This window comes from Laspinema palackyanum D2c (assembly GCF_025370875.1).
In the GTDB taxonomy this organism is placed as follows: Bacteria; Cyanobacteriota; Cyanobacteriia; order Cyanobacteriales; family Laspinemataceae; genus Laspinema; species Laspinema palackyanum.
On sequence record NZ_JAMXFD010000001.1, the window covers coordinates 438,784 to 459,625 of the forward strand.

Here is a 20,842-nt window from a genome sequence, read left to right on the forward strand (position 1 = left end):
GTCATCGGGAAGAAACGACTAAAGTCGTTACTACAAACAGGGGAAATTCAATTAATTAGTTCGTAGTGACGACTTCACGTCAATCCGGAAGAAACGACTGAAGTCGTTACTACAAACAGGGGAGAATTGCTTAAATTTTAGTCATGATTAGGCAGGGAATCACCGGATTAGTCCCGACGAATCCAGCTTAATAGCCAAGAAAATAGGGCAAAAACAATGGTACCTACGGCAATACTAATCAGGATCACCATGACAAATAATGCCACGGAGGGGGACCGATCGGGGAGATTGAGGGGGGTGAGGGGTTGATCTAAACTGAGGTAAATGGAACTGGCAGCGACAACGGCAGCAGTTCCCACTCCAACCGCGATCGCTTCAAGTTTGGTTTCCAGATGTCGTTCGCGATCGATGCGTTCGATTTCCACAATCCCCCGGATCGTGGCGATCGCGCGATCGACCAGTCCCTTGCCATGCACAAAATAATCTAAATCCGCTTTAATTCGTTCTTGAAAATAAGGCACTTCTTGGCGCGTAAAATTCTCAACAAAACTTAAATCAATCGGTTTTAAATAAAACACATCTAAATTTTGCTTGCGCTGAATTTCATCCAGGGATGCATCGTATTTTTTAGCATCAATGGCAATCGTATTCCGATTTCGTTCTAAAACCTGCTGGAGTCGGGAATACTCTAAGGCTAATCCAGGCATAATTTTTAGTTTCTGCTTCAGGCTTTCTAAATATTTATACCCAAGCCTTTTATTCGGCACTAAATTACCTATTTGTTCATTAACATCCGAAATGATTGCCTCAATTTCCTCATATTTACGATAAGTTTCCTGGTATCCACTTCGAGTGAAATCAAAACAAGTTAATATTTTATTGCGATAATAAAACAACTCAATTAAATCCCAATAGGCCGATTCAAACTTTCGTTTGAGGGTATCATCTCGAAAAAATAGAACTAAAATATGACGATAATCGGACTGACTTTCTAAGGTCTCAATATCTCCAAATTCAAAAATAGGACTGCCAAACAACCGACCTTTGTTGCTATAAGAGGGCCGCTTTTTTGGGTCCTCAATCAATTCATCCACACATTGGCAAGCCAAGTTCTTTAACCCTTCGGGAGAAAACTGTTTTTGTTCATCAGTTAAATCCGCAGTGAGGAGGAGGGTTTGGCCTAAAGAACTTTGAAGAAAATCGGGGAGTAACAGATTCGCATCGGTATTAAATTGTCCATAAATTGAAATAGGAACAGCATCGGTTTGGCGCTCATTTTCTTTTTCGGGCCGACGAATATTCAAGGCTAAGGCATAACTATCATACACCCGACGCGGACAAGCAATTCCGGTGAAATTGACGGGATATTCATCCACTTGCAGAGTGCCTTTAAAGTCGATCAGGCCGTTTTTGTGGAGATTGACGATATACCCAGGTCCTTCTTCTTTGGGGTCGTAAGCCTTGTCTCCTTTCGGTGCATAATAACCCAATAAATCCAAAGGAGTGTCATACCCATATTTGTTGAGAATTTGCCCGAGTTTTTTCCATAAATTTTCGGCCCCAGGGACGATTTGGGGTTCCGAACGAATGCTGCTTTCATGGCGCAAATGAAAGGCAAACAAATGAATATTTGGGGCGTTTACTTTTGGAAGATTCATCACTAATTTTCTATATTTCTTGATTAATGCTGTCGCCAATGAAAAGTGAAAATTGGGGGATTTACCAGCAGGGAGACTGGTTGTTTTGGTTTAAGTTCCCTCCTTTATATTCCCTTTCTTGAGCGGTTTCAAACCCTCATATCTTAGCGGAAGGGTTTATTTCCGGCAATCCGTCGAGAGGGGGAAATTATCATGTTTTGCTGAGGGCTTCTCCCACTTGGCTACGCCTAAACCCAACCCCCGATCGCCTGACTGCTGAACTTTAATTTAGGTCATGAATTGTCCTGATAATTGTGATAAAATATTAGAGTCTTAAGTCAGAAGGTTTTATCCCTCGCCATAGGGATGGGAAAACTGCAAACTAAACTTTTGTATAAGATTTTATAAAACAGTAGAGAATCTCCAATCTATGAATAGGTAAACCGATGAATGGATCCTTGAATATTTGTGCAGCCCCACGCCAGACCCGATTGCGATCGCTACCTGAATTGATTTTATCATCTTCTTGCCATCAGAGGGCTATTTTTAAACCCCGTTGACTCCCTTGAGAATCCTTCAATATCCCTCAGCTTCAATTTGCCGAACTGCCGTGAGTGCGGAATAACTCACCCCAGCAGTTCCTTCCCCGGGATGGGTGGAATCTCCCACTAACCACAGATGCGGAATTGGAGTCCGAGTGGCTAGTCCAAAGGGTCCGAACGTTGCCACACGCTGACCCACGCCTCCGACAATCCCGCGATCGCGTCCGGTAAACCGGGCCCATGTGCGCGGCGTCGCCGATTCCTGATAAACAATCGTCTCTGGATTCAGGGCAAAATACCCTCCCAACCGGGCAATTGCCTCAGTTTCATACTGTTGCTTTAACTGGGAATAATCCTCACAATTGTCCCAAATTTGCGTATCTGTAAATGAGGAAGCGGTAATCGTTGCCCTACCTTCGGGCGATCGGCCATCTCCCACCCGACTCACGGACACAAATAAAGAATTATTCTCCCCAATTTCTCCGTCATAATCATACAAAAATTGTAAATGCGGCGGACAATTCTCCGGAATCGCTTCCTGTTTCACTCCTAAATAAACCACAAATGCCCCGGATGCTGGAGGTAAATTTTCCACCCGACGCCGATACAACTGCTGAAATAGATTCTCTGAACCTTGGGGCATCTCCACCAGGTTAACAAGATTTTGCACCGGCACATTGGCCACAATTAAATCCGGTTGTTCGGTCCAAATTTCCCCGGTTTTTTGATTGAGAATCGTCACCGTGGATGCGCCTGTTTCTGTCACCTGAATCTGTTTGACCGTATGGCGCATGAACAGTTCGCCTCCATGTTTCTCTAACCCTTCGACGAGGCGATCGCTCAACACCTGCATACTCCCTTTTAAATGCGATAACCCTTGGGGAGATTGGGACACCCCTAAAGCCGTTGCTGCATACAATAGCGCCGTTTCCTGGGCATTCACCTGGGAATATAATTTCAGTTGCAAATCCAGAAAGGTTTTCAGCCGCTTGTCTTGTTTTAATCCAAACCATTTCAAGGCATCCCCTACCGTCATTAACGTAAAGGGAACCGTCACCATCGTATCGGGACGGAGGGCTTTAATTAACTGCCAAACATCCCAGAAATTCCTCGGAGGTAACACCGGATCTCGGCCTTGAAACTGCCAGGAAGCCTGAAATAAAGTAGCCATTAATTGCCAAAAAGGTTCGCTACCGGGAAACTGGCGCTGCCGTTCCCGTTGCCATTGTTGCGGGTCCCGCCAAATATTAATTGGGGTGGTTTCTCCAGGCAGAAACACCGCGCAGGCAGGGTCACAATCGGTTGCCTCGGGGAGATTGATTCCTAATTCTGAAAAAATCCGGTGATGAATCCCCCCCGGTTCTAATCCAGCGACTTGTGTTGCCCCCACATCAAAGGTAAATCCCTGTCGTCGGAAGGTCGAAGCGCATCCCCCTGGAACGATCGCCAGGTCGAAAACCCGCACTGCATAGCCTCTTTTGGCTAACAATGCCCCGGCAGTTAACCCGCCAATTCCTGCCCCAATCACAATAACGCGCGGTTGGTTTTTACCCTGATGATGGCTTGACATTCGAGATCAGCTTTACATTTTTTAATATTTTTTTAATTGTAAAGGATTTTTCACAATTTGGGAACGGTGGGCGAGGGGCAAAAATCGACGAACTAAAAGATTCAGGGTCTGATGCCGACTGTCTCCTCCATCTGAGATTGGAGAATTTTAACCCGAATTTAACCAGGGTTATTCTGTAATTTTAACAAAAATAGGGCAACGGTTAAGGGGCTCTCATGAGGGCGAATGGCTGTCACTCCTGAGTGTTAGATAGAGTTGGCATAGTAGATGATTCCCTGATAGGGTGAAGGCGATCGCCTTGTGAATTAGACTTGGATGGTTGTGCCGACTCGAAGCATTTCATCCTCGGACCCGGACTCTACAATATCGAGTTCACAGGCGAGGTCACTGATTTCCAAAATGTATTGAACGGAAGTATTTAAGTTGCACAAACTTAAGCGTTTGCCAGTTTTGCGAACTAGGCGATCGACCGCCAATAAGGTGCTAACCCCACAATGACCTAATGACTTGACCCCGGCCAAATCAATGAAATAATGGTTATAGTTTTCCGCCACTAAAGCTACAATTTTTTGCTGAAGCATCGCGGAGACTTTTACATCTAAATTGCCCTGGGGTTTAACAATGACGTTCATGCTGGTTTTCCTCCAAAACAGTCCATTGAATGGTTACCCTGATTCGCGATTCATCTGATGCCCCTGATAAAATAGGCCAACGGGTGTTGGTTTTTACGGGATGAGGGAAAAATCCTATCCGTTCCTATTATATGGGGATGGGGGGGATGCAGGGGAAATTGGGGGATGGGGGAGATGGGGGAGAATTGGGGAATATAACGGGTTAACAATTCAGTATATTTGGAGATGCAATAGATCAAAAGGCTAGATATTTGGGGCGATCGCCTAGGGGTGAAGTAGCTTAATCAAGGAGAAATCTGTGATTGTCCCCTCCCCATTGCGTGAAGAATGATTAAGATAGAAGAAGAAATCTCAAATAAACGAGTATCTAATGACTTCAACGCTTGTTAAGTTTTCCTCTCTCCCTCGTCTGAACTGCCCCAAAATCCATCGACTCCCCAATGGATTAACGATTATCGCAGAACAGATGCCAGTGGAGGCGGTGAACCTGAGCATTTGGGCAAATGTTGGTTCGGCGGTGGAATCCGATGAGATCAACGGGATGGCCCACTTTTTGGAGCACATGGTTTTTAAAGGAACCCAGCGCCTCGAAAGCGGGGAGTTTGAACGCCGCATTGAGGAACGAGGTGCGGTGACAAATGCTGCTACAAGTCAGGATTATACGCACTACTATATTACCACAGCCCCCCAGGATTTTGCTGAACTCGCTCCTTTACAAATTGATGTGGTACTCAATCCGAGTATTCCTGATGATGGGTTTGAACGGGAAAGACTGGTGGTGTTAGAAGAAATTCGGCGATCGGAGGATAATCCCCGGCGTCGGATTTATTCTCGGGCAATGGAAACTGCCTTTGAACGATTGCCTTACCGTCGCCCGGTTTTGGGTCCGACGGAGACGATCGCCGGACTGAAGGCACAGCAGATGCGGGATTTCCACGGAACTTGGTATCAACCGCGATCGCTCACTGCCGTTGCCGTGGGCAATTTACCCGTGGAACAATTAATCGAGATTGTGGCAGAGGGGTTTGAAAAAAACGGACGACCCGCCTTCTCTCTCAATCCAAACTGGCAACTCGCCACCGATGACGAACAACTCATCCCCGAACCGAATCAAGTCATTGGCGCAACCGGAGAACCCGCATTTCAGAACATCGTCCGTCGGGAATTCATCGATGAAAAACTGCAACAGGCTAGACTGGTGATGATGTGGCGTGTTCCGGGATTAACGGAATTAAATAAGACTTACGCCTTGGATGCCGTCGCCTCGATTTTGGGACGGGGACGGATGGGACGATTAGTCCAGGATTTGCGAGAAGAGAAAGGGTTAGTTTCGGGCATTTCCGTCAGTAATAGTTCCTTTCATCATCAGGGGATTTTCACGATTTCCGCTCACTTGCCCTCAGAAAATCTGGAGAAAGTAGAAGCGGCAATCCAGGAACATCTTCGCAGATTCCATCGAGAGGTGGTGCGTCAATCGGAAATCGATCGCATTGTCACTCAGGTAGTGAATCGGTTTATCTTTAGTAACGAGACCCCTAGCGATCGGGCCAACCTCTATGGATATTACCACTCCATGATCGGAGATTTAGAACCGGCATTCAATTATCCCACGCACTTACAGTCTCTCACTCCCGAAGACATTCAGCAAGCAGCATTAGATTATCTGCCTGCGGATGCTTATGGGGTGGTGACGATTAAACCGGCTGTATAAGAAATACCGCCTAAAGGTTAGGAAGACGCGAATTATCGCGTCTTTTGTATTTTATGGAGATTTGCGATCGCCGGACCCTTTGACAAACCCGATGGGATATAATTGGGGGTGGTGCAACCCTAGAGAACCCTAGAGGGCGATCGCACCCTTGCTCCTTTCCTCGGCTATATCCCCCTACCCCGGAAATTGAATATGGATGCATCAAATTTAGCCCTCAAACAATTATGCAGACATTTGGCCGGTTATCAATGCGAATTGTCCGAAATCAATAACTCCTTACTGATTGGGTCAATCCAGAATGGATTACTTGAACTAGATTATTATGTCGATGTTGAGGATGAATTCTATGAAGAAATCCTCGAACTCCTCGCCTTTTCCGACTTTGCCCCCTTTCTAGGAGTCCTGCGCCTATCTGCCCCAGATAAAGGCATCAACGGAACGCGATCGTGGAAATTAGAACCCTTAACCCAAGGAGAAGGAACCTATCAAAATCTGAGACTTTTAGACATCCAAGGCACCCAACCTCAACACCTCAATCGCACCATTCTAGGCAACTTTGACGAAGATGACATCGCCGCCCGACTCCTGGATAAAATGCCCAATTTAGAACAACTCTCCATTCCCTCCGCCCCCAGTCCCGCCTTTTTTGATCGACCCCCCCACCCGTTAAAACATCTCACCCTCCAAACTGGCTACGATACGCAAAATTTTATTTTAAACTTAGCCCAATCCACTTGCTTTAATCAACTAAAAACCCTAGATTTCACCGACTATTCCGAAACCTCTATCCCAGACTACCAACACCACAAAACCCCAATCTCCCATTATTTACAACTCTTTAATTCTAACGCACTCCCCCATTTAGAAAGCCTAACCATCAGACATTCCATTATAAACGAAAAAGATACAAAAGAATTAAAGAAAACCCAATTGGGAACCCAACTAGACCTCCTAAAACTCCTCCCCTGTTCGTAGTAACGACTTCAGTCGTTATCTTTCATAAGCTCAAAACAACAACTTCAATCGTTATTTTTCATAAATTCAAAGCAACAACTTCCACCAATAATTGCATCGCTCATGTTAAAATGTTGCTGTAATTTTCTATGAAAAATACGGGCAAAATATGCTATACAAGCCCGCTCAAATTATCAAAACAGTCAAGGGCGGCTGTTTATAAAAACCCATCTGACCTCTCTAATTTTAACCCCAGATTTCCAGCCAGATGATGGAACCCACCTCCTCACATTAAATATCCGAGGTTAATAACCTGTAATATTCAAAATTTATTGACAAAACTTACTTTCTATGATAATAGAAATTTACCCTGCAAAAGGAAAATCACAGCCCACTTCCCCCGGAAAAAGGAGAGATTTGCAGAATTCGACAATTATGATTGCCTTGTCGAGGCGTCCTTTCTATGATGAGGGAAATCCCGTGCAGTTAGTGTGAGGAAATAATCGTGAACCTGGAATATCCTGAAGATCTCAAATACCTTGATAGCCATGAGTATGTCCGCCTAGATGGGGAAATTGCTACCATAGGGATCAGTGCCTTTGCCCTGGATCAACTGGGGGACATCGTGTTTGTGGAACTGCCCGATATTAGTGAAGCCCTGGAAAAAGGCTCGACTTTTGGTACGATTGAGTCAGTTAAGGCAGTAGAAGACCTCTATGCCCCTATATCCGGAACGATTGTAGAACGGAATAATGAAGTGATTGAAGCCCCAGAACTGATTGGAGACGACCCTTACGGTGAAGGTTGGTTGCTGAAGGTGCGTGTTAATGACCCGGATGAACTTGAGGAAGCGATGTCCGCGAATGAATATCGCGCCCAAGTTGAAGGAGAATAGCTTTGGGTTTGCACCACTGCTGTCTGAATTGCTAATATCAGCCCCCCATCCGGAACCGATATAAGAAATTTTCAGAATCATGATGCTTCCGGTGATGTTGTAGGGGCGCACCACGGTGCGCCCTCCCTGTTAACCCCTCTCCCCAATTCCCCAACTCATGCTAAATTTCGAGACAACCGTGAACGACACAGATTTAGTCAGACAGTCTCCCCCTACTCCCGAATCTCAACCCGTCATGACGCCGGATGCCTTTGTCCACCGACACAATGGACCCTCCTCGGATGAAATTGAGCAAATGCTGCAAGAAGTCGGGTTTTCCAGTCTGGATTCCCTGATTGAGTCTACGATTCCCAGTCGGATTCGCCGCAATATCCCCCTGAACCTGCCGCAACCCCTCAGCGAAACCGCCGCATTAACCAAACTCAAACAAATCGCCTCCCAGAATCAACTATTCCGGTCCTTCATTGGCATGGGATACCATGACTGCATCACGCCGCCGGTGATTCAGCGGAATATCCTGGAAAATCCTGGGTGGTACACGGCATATACGCCCTATCAGGCAGAAATCGCCCAAGGACGATTGGAGGCCCTGCTGAATTTCCAGACGATGATTGTGGATTTGACAGGATTGGAAATTGCCAATGCCTCTCTGTTGGATGAGGCGACGGCAGCAGCGGAAGCGATGACCCTGAGTTATGGGTTTTGCAAAACCAAGGCAACTGCTTATTTTGTCAGTGAGGATTGTCATCCGCAAACCATTGAAGTGGTCCAAACTCGCGCTAGACCCCTAGGGATTGAGGTCATTGTCGGCAATTTTAGACAATTTAACTTCGATCGCCCGGTGTTTGGGGTGTTGTTACAATATCCGGCAACCGATGGCGCGGTTTATGACTATCGGGAATTTGTAGAAAAAGCGCATACTGCTGGCGCGATCGCCACGGTGGCAGCAGATATTTTGAGTCTGGCATTACTCACCCCTCCCGGCGAATTTGGGGCGGATATTGCCTTGGGAAGTACCCAACGCTTTGGAGTCCCCTTGGGTTATGGGGGACCACACGCCGCTTATTTTGCCACCCGGGATGAATATAAACGGCAGATTCCGGGACGAATTGTGGGAGTCTCTAAAGATGTCAATGGCGATCGCGCCTTACGGTTGGCCCTGCAAACTCGCGAACAGCATATCCGTCGAGAAAAAGCAACCAGCAATATTTGCACCGCCCAAGTCTTGTTAGCGGTAATTGCCTCCATGTATGCCGTGTATCACGGTCCCAGCGGAATTAAACGAATCGCCGAAACCGTCCATCATCTCACGGTAATTTTGGCCGCAGGATTAAACCGTCTGGGATACAACCTCGGTTCTGAACCCTTTTTCGATACCTTGCGGGTGGAGTTGGGGACAAAATCTCAGTCACAACTTCTTGCAGCAGCAGCGAATCACCAGATTAATCTCCGGGTTCTGGATAAAACAACCCTGTCCATTAGTTTAGATGAAACAACCACCCTGGAAGACTTACAGAATCTCTGGGCAATTTTCGCCAGTGGGGAACCGTTGCCGTTTACGGTGGAACAATTGGCAACAGAGGTGAATAGTCGCTTTGACTCGACCTTTGCCCGGACTAGCAGCTATCTCACTCATCCGGTGTTTAATCGCTATCACTCGGAAACGGAACTGTTGCGCTATCTGCATCGCTTGGAATCCAAGGATTTATCTCTCACGACTTCGATGATTCCCTTGGGGTCTTGTACCATGAAGCTGAATGCAACAGCAGAGATGATTCCCATCACTTGGCCAGAATTTGGGAAAATACACCCGTTTGCACCAGTCGCCCAAACCCAGGGATATCAACTATTATTCCAGCAGTTAGAGGCAGGGTTGGCGGAAATTACCGGATTTGCTGGGATTTCTTTACAACCGAATGCCGGTTCCCAGGGGGAATATGCGGGATTGTTGGTGATTCGTCAGTATCACGAACATCGCGGGGAATCTCATCGGAATGTCTGTTTGATTCCGACTTCCGCCCACGGAACAAATCCGGCAAGTGCGGTGATGTGCGGGATGAAGGTGGTTCCGATCGCCTGTGATGAGAATGGAAATATTAATGTTGAGGACCTGAAGGCGAAGGCGCAGAAGCATTCTCAGAACTTGGCGGCGTTGATGGTGACTTATCCTTCGACTCATGGGGTATTTGAGGTGGGGATTAAGGACTTGTGCCAGGTTATCCATGATTGTGGCGGTCAGGTGTATATGGATGGGGCGAATATGAACGCCCAAGTGGGGTTATGCCGTCCGGGAGATTTTGGGGCGGATGTCTGTCACTTGAATTTACATAAAACCTTCTGTATTCCGCATGGGGGTGGCGGTCCAGGGATGGGTCCGATTGGGGTGATGCCCCATTTGGTGCCGTTTCTGCCCGGACATTCCGTGGTGAAGGTGGGGAGTGATGAGGCGATCGGGGCGGTTTCGGCGGCCCCTTGGGGAAGTGCGAGTATTCTGCCGATTTCCTGGATGTATATGGCAATGATGGGTTCGGCAGGATTGACCGCAGCGACTCAGGTGGCGATTTTGAATGCGAATTATATTGCCAAGCGGTTAGACCCTTATTATCCGGTGTTGTATAAGGGGAAAACGGGTTTGGTGGCCCATGAGTGTATTTTGGATTTGCGATCGCTGAAAAAATCCGCCGGAATTGAGGTGGAGGATATTGCCAAACGGTTGATGGATTATGGATTCCATGCGCCTACGGTTTCTTGGCCGGTGGCGGGGACAATTATGGTGGAACCGACGGAAAGTGAGTCTAAGGAAGAATTAGACCGCTTCTGTGAGGCGATGATTGCGATTCGGGAGGAGATTCGGGCGATCGAGATGGGGACGATGGATGGGGAGAATAATCCCTTGAAGAATGCGCCGCATACGGCAATGGTGGCGATCGCCTCGGATTGGAATCGTCCTTATAGTCGGGAACAGGCGGTATTTCCGGCCCCTTGGACGCGAGAACACAAGTTTTGGCCCTCGGTGGGACGGATTGATAATGCCTATGGCGATCGCAATTTAGTTTGTTCCTGTTTACCGATGGAGGCCTATTCCCAGGAGTAATTTCAGGGACGCGGAAATTTAGGGAAAAAAAGGGTGCGATCGTACCCTTTTTTTCTGGGGAATTTTCTCTGATGAGGATTTAAACTTTCTTGAAAAAGGGGAATTTTTTACCCGAAATTTTCTCTGATGGAGATTTAAACCTGGGTCAATTTGAGTGATTTTAAAGATTGGTGTTGAGAGAGAGGAAGTGGCGATCGCCTCGGGTTAACGATATCAAATAGGGGTAGGAAGCGAGTAACTACAACTTGGCCTACAATCCTTGCTACAGCGATTATTTTTCTCAACGCTTAGACTGGGCGATTTTAGGGCAGTCGGGAATGGATGAAACCCTTTCTCCTTCGGAACTCCAACAGAAACCTTCCAAATTTTTCCCCGGTACCCGGAAAATAGGGAACCCATCCCCCAAGGGAGACGTCTCAATTTCGGAAGTGACTAAAAATCCGATTTAAGCCATCCCTCTAGTTATTGCACTTATTAAATGTAATTATTTCAAGTTAAAATCCAATCCCTGACTCCCAAGATGATTGATTTCTGCCCTAATCTGGAAAAAATCGCTTTTCACAAACTTGTCACTTTATTATAGGGACTTAAGTGAACTTCACTTAGAAAGTATTTAAAGGAGTAAATGAGTAGGAGGTTGACAAAAATTAGACAGGACAAACCCGGGCAATTTCTTCTCCTTCCCCAATTTTATAGGCAGATTTTTTTTAAAGAATTACCCCATGATATCTCTTTCTTAATTTTAGTTCCCAATTTTATTTAATTTTTTTCTGTTTTAATTCTCTTTAAAAAAATATTTAACAATAACCGAGTTTTATTCAAATTGCTGCACCCCTTAATTAAAGGCAGTTTTCGGGATAAGAGATTAATTTTCGCAGACCCTTGGCAGAATTTTTCCCCACCCCCCTCTCTTAAAGCAGGAGAATCGGTGGGGACTTATTCCTCAGGATGCAAGGGGTCTAAATTCTTATGGATTATTAACCTTTAAGTGAACTCAATAATTCCCCTGATTATCACCTGTAACTCTCTGGCAGAGCTAATTTCAGACGAAAGAGGATGGGAGATATCCCGTTTTATTATTCAAATAATGTACTGACATTTTCAGGGATTTACTTAATGTTCATGGCCGGATTAAACTTAGAACAAAAAAATAAAAATCCGCAAAAATACGGAAGCCAACTGATTCTCATGTTGGGTAAGGTAAAACGTAGGTTCTACAAGTCCCTAAAGGTTCCGATATTTAAATTTAATCCGATGGCGCTTGCCCAGAAAATAAATTTAAACCCTCGGAAACATTCTCGGAACAATCAAGTCTAACCACTTAACCGGAACATCCGGGATTTGGCAAATGTCAAGGAAGGGAACAAGAAAAATCAAAATCTGGTCTTTCCTTGATGTACCGCTTTATAAGCAGATAAGTCAAGATACAACCCGGGGTGTTTAAAAGTGGACATCACTATTAAATTAGGAAATTCCCAAGTTCAAATTAAGGATGATGCTCAAGATGTCCTCAGACAATCTAAGCGAACGAATAAACATTGTAAATCAGGGAATCCCTACCTCTTATAGGGAGCATCTATAGCGAAATCAGTCCCGGAAACGGGAAACCGGGCTTTCCGTTTCCACCGACGCAGTTCCTTGACTCTTATTGACTCTCAAACACTGGAGCTTTTTTATGTTGACCCAAGAAGAACAATTGCTTCCCCATATCAACGACACCACCACTGGGGTAGAAGCCACACAAACCGATGATGGAACCGTGATGGTAACCGCTACTGAAACCAGCGCAGAAACAGCAACAAAGGAACCAACCGTAGAGACAACGGATGCGACCCTTGAAAAACCTGTAACCGAAGAGTCTGCTACCCCTGACGCCTCAATCCGAACGGTAGCAGTGGGGACAGACGACGCAACAACCACACAAGATGGCACCGCCACGACTTCTGTTGTGCAAGATGGCACCACAGCCGATGCCACGGTCACGGATGATGACCTGATGACCACGACTGCTGTTGTGGAAGATGCCACCCCAGCCGATCCCACCGCAGAATCTGGCACCTTGCCCGAAGGTGACCCGATCGCAACCACAGCCATTCCAAACGAAGATAGCGAAGGTGAAGCCACCCCAGAAGATGACACCGACACCGCAGGGGAAGAGATGATGGAAACCACTGCCATGACGGAAGAAGAAATGGCAGAAGCCGAAGCGATCGCAGAAATAGAAGATTCCGGCATATTTGATCCAGACTACTATCTGGCCGCAAATCAAGATGTCTTAGAAGCAGTGATGCGCGGAGAAACCACTGCAATTCGCCACTACGCCCAACACGGGATGAAAGAACTCCGCAGTTTCAACGCCTTTATCGACATCAAAGGCTACGTTGCAAATAACACAGACGTTGAAGAAGCCGTCGAAAAAGGCGAGTTCACTGCGTTCAGTCACTTTAAGCGCCACGGCCAGTTTGAGAAACGGTTCGCCCATGCCTTGTTCAAAGCGGAAGAATACGAAGCCTTCCATCCAGACGTTCAGCAAGCGGTTGCCGAGGGTAAAATCACGTCTTGGGGTCACTTCCAGAAGTTTGGCTGGAAAGAAAACCGCCAGTTTAGCTCATTCTTTAATGCTCAATATTATCTCCAGCAAAATGAAGATGTTGCACAAGCTGTAGCTGCCGGTGAAACTACTGCGATCAAACATGCGTTTGAATTTGGCCTGAAAGAGATGCGCAAGATCCACCCCTTGCTCAACCTCAAAGTGGTGGCCGAAGCCAACAGCGAGAAGATTAAGAGCTTTTTCAATGTGGGTGAACTATCCGCCGTCAGCGGATTTGATCTCATCTCTTATGCCATCAATGTAGCAATTCCCCAAGGATTGCCCACCTCTGAATCCTTCAGCTTGAGCAGCCTGGAATCTCTCTTTGGGTCTCAGTTGACAAGCATTTTCAAGGTCAGCAGCTTCTCCCAAATCAGCATCCAGCAACTGTTCGCCTTCTTCGGTAGCGCTGAAGGTCAAGAACTCTTAGCTAGTGCCGGTGGCGATGCCCTGAGTGATGGCAGCGGCAGCAACCTCAGTGGCAGCGGTGGCCTCAGCGGTGGTAGCGAAGACCTGGATGGAGAGGATGAGGGAGATGACGCCCAAGAGGGATCCGGTCCCCAAATCGTCTTTAATATCCCCACTGCCGGTCCGAGTGTTCCCAGCACTAATAACAGCAGCGGCGAAACCCCTGATGACCCCACAGGCGAAACCCCTGCTAACCCAACCAGTCCAGCACCTGCTCCGACTGCGTTATTCAACGTTCAATACATTGTCAAGAACAACCTAGAGGCACTCCGCGCACAGTTTGCCAGCTTTGATTTCAACAATTTGACGGCTGAACAGGCCGCGCAAATCCAACAATACGCTGCGGCACAAGGATTGAATCCTTCCCCCTTCGTCAACTTGAGCTACTTCCAGTCTGCGGTCAAGACCCAAGTTGAGACCAAACTCCTAGAGCAAGGTATGACGGCAGAGCAAATCTCCAGCCTGAGCTTACAAGAGTTGCTGGAAAAATCCCTGGAACTCGGATTTAGCCCATCTCCCTTAATCGATTTGTCTTTCTTCAAATCGTCCAACAGCGTTGAACTGACGAAACTGGCGACTAAACTCGGAGTAGATATCTCCACCTTCACCAACAAGGAACTGTTTGAGTTCATCGTGAAAGAAGGTATCGAAGCCGGTTTAAATCCGTCTCCGTTCTTCAGTGTTGGCTACATCAAGAAACTTTACATCGAAAGCATTCGCGAGTTTTACAGCCGCGAGAGTATCTCGGAACTGGAAACCCCTGAAGTTTTGGATCATGTCTTCAGTAGCGGTAACTTCGTCCTAGATCTGAACTTCTATCGCACCAAGTACACCGCAGAACTGGATGCCTACGCCAAAGAATTGTTAGGTGATGAGGCCGCTACCGGGGAAGACCTCAGCGACGATCAGGTGAAAGCTTATGCCTTTGGGGAAGGGAAGGATGCTGGTTTACAGACTTCTCCATTCGATATCGAAGGCTTCAGCGTAGAATTTGAGGCCCAACTGAAGGCTTTCTACACCGTAGAGTCGGTTGAAACCCTCAGCGAGCATCAAATTTACCGCTTCATGGTTACCGAGGCGATCGCCCAAGGACTCAATGTTAGCGAATTTATTGATGTCTCCTACTATCAAAGCACCTTCGAGGCGGCCCTCGTTGCCACCTTTGAACTCACCGCGATTACTGAAATCACCGCAGAACAAGTGGTCAGTTTCATGTTCGGTGATGCTGCTCCCTTCGTAGATTCGGACTACTTTAAGCTGAAATACGGTGAACAAATCACCGCTGACGGCACCGCCGTTAAAGACCTCAGTGGCAAAGAACTCCAGTTCTACATCTTCAGCGAAGGCTGGGAAGCCGGATACACCAGTCTGTCTGCCTTCGACCTAGAAGCGATTACCGCTGACGCCACGATTTCCAGCAAACTTCTGACCTTCTACGCTGCTGCCTCCATCGAAGAGGTTACTTCCTCCCAGATTATCAGCTACATGACTGAGGAAGCCTGGAAAATCGGCATCGACCTGTCTGCGTTCGTTGCGGCAGAAGATATCGAACTCTATCGTGACCAAAATGCTGCTCTGCTGGCGGAATACTACGGCATTGAACTCACGGCAGTGGAAACCCTTAACAGCGAACTGGTCCTCGACTTCCAGTTTGGCGGTGCCACTGAGGTTGCTGACATTGAGTACATCCGCGCTACCTTGGGTGAAGAAATCCTGACAGCGGTGAATACCGCAGGTGGTACCCTGACCGATGTGAGCCAACTGACTAAGCTGCAAATCGTCGAGTACCTGTATGCACAGGAAAGCTTAGAAACGGTCAAACTGTCTGCCTTTGATGTGGCCGGATATGTAGAAGCCAATGGTGAGGCGATCGCCGAAGCCTTGGGTATCGAAGTTGATGCTCTCAGCGAAATTGACAGCAAGCAAATCGAGAAGTTCATGCTTAAAGAAGGCGTGGCCCTCGGTCTAAGCTTAGAAGGATTCGTGGAAACGGCTTACCTCAAAGAGGCTTATGGTCTGGCGATCGCCGAATCCCTCAACATCACCCTAGAGGAAGTCGCCACTCTCGACAGTGCAGCAGTTCTCAACTGGGTCAGCAGCGAATTCTCCGGACTTGATGTGAACTTCCTCGCCTACCAGTTTGAGCAACTGACTCAGGAGCAACAAACTCAACTGTTGACTGGATTACAAATCACAGTCACCGAAGGCGCATCCTTGAGCGTCGAACAAGTCCTTCAAATTGCCTACAGCGAAGAATTCAAGGCTGTCTTAGCGGTTGAAGAACTCAAACTGAGTGCGATCGATATTAACGCCTATGTGACCGCCAATAGCGAGGCATTAGCAGCCTTCTACGGCGGTGAAAGCAGCCCCATCAAAGTCAAGAGCGGTTCCTTCAAGCTCGGTAAGAGCGGTTCATTCGGCTCATTGAAATCCATGAGTGGTTCCGCTAAGTTCAAGAGCGGTTCGATCAAGCTCAAGACTGGTTCTCTGAAACTCAGTGGAGCGCTCGACGAGGGGGGTGAGTTCGATGTCAACTCCCTCACCGATAAGCAAATCATCAAGTTTGCTCTCACGGAAGGCTTGAAACAAGGAATCGACCTCACCCAGTATGTGGATGTTGATTACCTCAAGCAAGAGTTCACCGTTGACCTGGCGCGTCACTACAATATTGAAGTGAGTACCGTGGTTGACCTCAAGCAAGAACTGGTTCTTGACTACCTCTATGGCGGTCTCTCTAGTGAGATTGACTTCGAGTTCGTCGGTACTCAGTATGCAGCGGAAATCGCAGGCCAGTTTGGAGTCACCGCTGACCAAATCACCGATGCTCAAATCCTGGAATTTGCTTACACCCAGGTTGCTTCGGGAGCAGACTTCTCCTTCACCCCGGTTGATATTGAAGGATTTGTGGCGGAATACGGGACTAAACTCCTGGAAATCGCTGGTGCTTCCTCTACCTCTGGCGTCTTCAGCAAGTCGGATATCGTCTCCTTCATGTTCAACCAAGCGTCTGAACTGGGAATTGATATCACCCAATTTGTCGAAATGGATTACTATACCGAGAAGTTCTCGGATAAGATCCTGGCGAACTACAGCCTCGAAAATGTCTTCAATCTCAGTGGTGAGCAAGTTTATAACTTCATGACGACTCAAGGGATTGGTGAAGGGTTAAATACCTCTGCTGTGATTGACTTAGAGTGGTATAAGACAGAATATGCCACGGTGCTGGAGGAAGACAAGGCACTAATCGACGTCGATGCCAACGGCGAAATCTCTAACGACGAACTCTTCGACTATGTAACGGGTGCCGGGTTAGAAAAGGGTCAAAATCCATCGGAGTTGGTTGACTTCGCGTCCTATCTGGCGGAAGGATCGGCCTCAGCGCAATCCCTACTCACTTGGGCTAATGCTTCTTCCCTCGAACAAGTCAGCTACTCACAAACCCTGGAGCATATGTTCAGTGCCGGATTAGAAGCAGGGTTCGCGCCCTCTGCTGGTCTGGATGTGAATGCACTGAAAACTCAAAATGCTGAAGCCCTGACTCAGTTCTACAAAGCCAGCTCCCTTACCGAAGTGACGAACGTCCAAGCGTTCAACTTCGTCTACGGTTCCGGTTACCAACAACCCGAAGAACCCGCCGGGGTGTAACAGGACTCACAAAGAGGGCGGAGGCGATCTCGCCTCCACCCCCCAAAGGACAACTTGGGCTAATCTAAGCGATTTCAGCCCCGGTTGACAACTATAGGCCACCCACTCGCTCAACATTGCTAGGTGGGTGGCTATTTTTATGGCGGTACAAGTACAATATCGGATACTAATAAAGAGCAACAACTTATGGCTTGGCAACCCGGAGAACAATTACTCAACGGTAAGTACACCATCGAATCCGAACTCGGCCAAGGCGGGTTTGGAATTACCTATCTCGCTCGGGACGATCGCGATCGCCCCTTTGCAATTAAAACCTTGGGGCGCAAAGCTCGCTTTACTCAGGAACTCGTTAAATATAAAGAAGAATTTCTCAAGGAAGCAGACTGTTTGTCTCGCTGCATTCATCCCAGTATTGTGCGACTTGAAGAGGTGATTGATACGGACTCCCTCTGCTGTATGGTGCTTGAATACATTGATGGCACGCCCCTCGCCCGCTTGGTTAAACAAAAAGGCCGTTTATCTGAACGGGAAGCCTTGTTTTATACCTATCAAATCGCGGATGCTCTGCGCCTGGTTCATCAACAAGGCTTCTTACACCGAGATGTTAAGCCGATGAATATTGTCTTACGTCAAGAACGGTCCGATGCGGTGTTGATTGATTTTGGATTAGCCCGGGAGTTTTCCCAAGATGGGGTAGATATTCATCCTAAACAAGGGTCTCGGGGATTTGCCCCCCTTGAACAGTACGATATGCGAGCAGTGCGGGGGGCTTATACCGATGTATATGGATTAGCGGCTACTTTATATTCTTTATTAACGGCTAAAGTCCCCCCATCGGCCAGTTCTCGCGATCGCAGTTGGGTGAAAACCCAAACCGACCCCTTACTTCCCCCCAAAACCCTCAATCAGTCGGTGAGCGATCGCGTTAATGCAGCGATTCTCAAGGGGTTGGCATTAGTCCCGGAAAATCGTCCCCAGTGCATCGATGCTTGGTTAGAATTACTCCAAGAGCCATCGGATTCCTCCCCCCAACCCACGGAGATGACACCGGCCATCCCGGAAATCGCCAGTTCCATCTCAGCCGTCGGCATGGACTATACCACCCTAGAGACTCTATTAGCGGAGGGTCAATGGCAGGAAGCCGATCGCGAAACCGATGCACTAATGCTTCGAGTTGCGGGTCGAGAAGCCGAAGGCCGACTCAACATAGAAGATGTTAAACATTTTCCCTGCCGAGATCTCCGCACCCTCGATCGCCTCTGGACCGAATACAGCAATGGACATTTCGGCTTGAGCATCCAAAGACAGATGTGGAGCAAAAGCGCAGAAGACTACGAACAATTAAGCGATCGCCTCGGATGGCGACGTGATCAGGAATGGGTCTCTTATGCCGACCTGACCTTTGATATCACCGCACCCGTCGGACATCTCCCGAGTTGGGGACGGCGCGGTCGGTTATGGTCATTTTTAGCCACACGACTGAAAAAATGTAGCCTATAAGGGAAAATATCACCACAGGGTGCATCCTTCCCATCTCCCCTAATCCCTAGCAAATTGATCTCCGTAATTTCCACCGGGCGATCGCCGAGTCCCATCCATTCCCCCCTACTCCAAAAGGTCAACCCAGATCATGCCCAGGTTAGGTACAATTTTCTACAAAGCCCTTCTGGGCTATCCCAATCTTGCACGGCAGTAGCTTCCTCTGCTTTCTCAAAAACCATGAACCCCGAGCCAACCCCTAACTCGTCCAACCCCAACCCTAGAGACAACTCCTCTTCAGTTAACCCTTCACAGAGAGGAAACAACCCGGGTACTCCAGAACGACCCCAGGGATCGATGGCGAATGCCACCCCTGAACTCCAGGCGAGCTCCAGTCATAACGGTGGCACCACAGAACAGCTAAGTCCATCGGACGCATTAGCTGAGTTGAATGAATACCAACAGAACCTGGGGAGGCAACAGCTTTCGATGATCAGCTTACCCCCCCTGGAGGACAACCCCAGATCTAGCCCTGGGGGAGTTCTAGTTTTAATCGCGATCGCCATCATGGTCTTCGGTTTGGCGATCGATAATATCTTACTCGGGTTCGCCGGTGCCGTCGCCACTTTTGCGATTTCCCTGCGAATCATCTGGCCCAACTGGAGTCGGATTTGGATCCAGTTAGTCCCTAACCCTTGGCGGGCCGTGGTGATTGCTTTTGTGGGATTGCTGACGGGGATCATCGGTCTGCTGATGCTCAGTGGCTCCAATCAGGAACCGGGAAGCCGGAATATCCAGATTAACTGGGAGGCGATCGGGGCGGTTGGGGAAATCGTCGGTGCCTTGGGTCAAATCTTGATTGCCATTATCGCCGTCTATGTGGCATGGCGACAGTATGTGATTTCCAAAGAACTGACCATTCAGCAAAACCGGATTACCCAACAGCAAACCATTGATACCTTCTTTCAAGGAGTATCTGACTTAGCCTTAAATGCAGAAGGATTACTAGAAGACTGGCCTCAAGAACGGGCGATCGCCGAAGGAAGGACTGCCGCGATTCTCGCTAGTGTCGATAGTGAAGGGAAAGCCAAAATTATCCGATTTCTCTCCCAGTCTAGGCTCTTGACCCCTTTAATGCGCGATCGCCATCTCGGTCGTCCCATCCTCGATGGGGACGGAGGCTATGCAGAGGACCGGGTTGATGGGGTTCGCGTTATCGCCCTGGGCGTCATGTTAGCGGGTTCTGACCTCTCTAGCACCGATCTGCGTTGGACCGAATTAAGCGAAGCCAATCTCGTTCGCGCCGATCTCCAGAACTGTGATTTGGTCAAAGCCAATCTCTCCCGGGCTATTTTGTACGAAGCCAACCTTTCCGGTTCCGACATCAACGGGACCCGCTTCTTCTACGGACCTGTAGAAACCGCTTCCCCCCGTAGTCGGACCAAACGGCCTAATTATCAAACCGGGGAACATACCGGCACAGTCGTCGAGAATGCCAATTTCTCTAAAGTTGAGCGGATGTCTGAGAGTCAACGCTACTATATCTGTGCCTGGGGCGGTTCCAAAACCCGACAAACGGTGCCGGGGGGGTGCGAAGGCATTCCGAATCTCTTAGGTCGATAACG

Annotated in this window: 10 protein-coding genes; 7 read left to right on the forward strand and 3 right to left on the reverse strand. The window is 47.9% G+C overall.

The annotated features are described in order from the left end of the window. Window positions 1-167: 167 nt before the first annotated feature. The 3 genes from NG795_RS01960 to NG795_RS01970 all read right to left on the reverse strand — a co-directional run bounded on the left by NG795_RS01960 (window position 168) and on the right by NG795_RS01970 (window position 4,381). The gene (locus NG795_RS01960) at window positions 168-1,658 is read right to left on the reverse strand and encodes a hypothetical protein (protein ID WP_367286983.1); all 1,491 of its coding nucleotides are present in this window, start codon (window positions 1,656-1,658) and stop codon (window positions 168-170) included. 555 nt (window positions 1,659-2,213) lie between these two features. Continuing rightward, on the reverse strand, window positions 2,214-3,749 hold the full coding sequence (gene crtD / locus NG795_RS01965) for a C-3',4' desaturase CrtD (protein WP_367286984.1): 1,536 nt from the start codon (window positions 3,747-3,749) through the stop codon (window positions 2,214-2,216). A 305-nt stretch (window positions 3,750-4,054) separates the two neighbouring features. Beyond that, window positions 4,055-4,381 (reverse strand): STAS domain-containing protein, encoded by a 327-nt coding sequence (locus NG795_RS01970; RefSeq protein ID WP_367286985.1) that lies wholly within the window; start codon window positions 4,379-4,381, stop codon window positions 4,055-4,057. 370 nt (window positions 4,382-4,751) lie between these two features. Between NG795_RS01970 and NG795_RS01975 the strand changes: the two genes are divergently transcribed. The 7 genes from NG795_RS01975 to NG795_RS02005 all read left to right on the forward strand — a co-directional run bounded on the left by NG795_RS01975 (window position 4,752) and on the right by NG795_RS02005 (window position 20,840). Next, window positions 4,752-6,092 (forward strand): M16 family metallopeptidase, encoded by a 1,341-nt coding sequence (locus NG795_RS01975; RefSeq protein WP_367286986.1) that lies wholly within the window; start codon window positions 4,752-4,754, stop codon window positions 6,090-6,092. A 192-nt stretch (window positions 6,093-6,284) separates the two neighbouring features. Beyond that, window positions 6,285-7,067, forward strand: a complete 783-nt coding sequence (locus NG795_RS01980; RefSeq protein WP_367286987.1) for a hypothetical protein — start codon at window positions 6,285-6,287, stop codon at window positions 7,065-7,067. 484 nt (window positions 7,068-7,551) lie between these two features. Beyond that, the gene (gcvH, locus tag NG795_RS01985; RefSeq protein ID WP_015150537.1) at window positions 7,552-7,941 is read left to right on the forward strand and encodes a glycine cleavage system protein GcvH; all 390 of its coding nucleotides are present in this window, start codon (window positions 7,552-7,554) and stop codon (window positions 7,939-7,941) included. Between the two features lie 235 nt (window positions 7,942-8,176). Next, window positions 8,177-11,035, forward strand: coding sequence for an aminomethyl-transferring glycine dehydrogenase (gene gcvP, locus NG795_RS01990; protein WP_367287149.1), 2,859 nt, complete (start codon window positions 8,177-8,179; stop codon window positions 11,033-11,035). A 1,675-nt stretch (window positions 11,036-12,710) separates the two neighbouring features. Continuing rightward, window positions 12,711-17,738, forward strand: coding sequence for a hypothetical protein (locus NG795_RS01995; RefSeq protein ID WP_367286988.1), 5,028 nt, complete (start codon window positions 12,711-12,713; stop codon window positions 17,736-17,738). Window positions 17,739-17,924: 186 nt separating this feature from the next. Beyond that, window positions 17,925-19,238 (forward strand): GUN4 domain-containing protein, encoded by a 1,314-nt coding sequence (locus NG795_RS02000; RefSeq protein WP_367286989.1) that lies wholly within the window; start codon window positions 17,925-17,927, stop codon window positions 19,236-19,238. A 219-nt stretch (window positions 19,239-19,457) separates the two neighbouring features. Next, entirely contained in the window at window positions 19,458-20,840 is a 1,383-nt protein-coding gene (locus NG795_RS02005; RefSeq protein ID WP_367286990.1) for a pentapeptide repeat-containing protein, read from the forward strand. The last annotated feature ends 2 nt before the right edge of the window (window positions 20,841-20,842 follow it).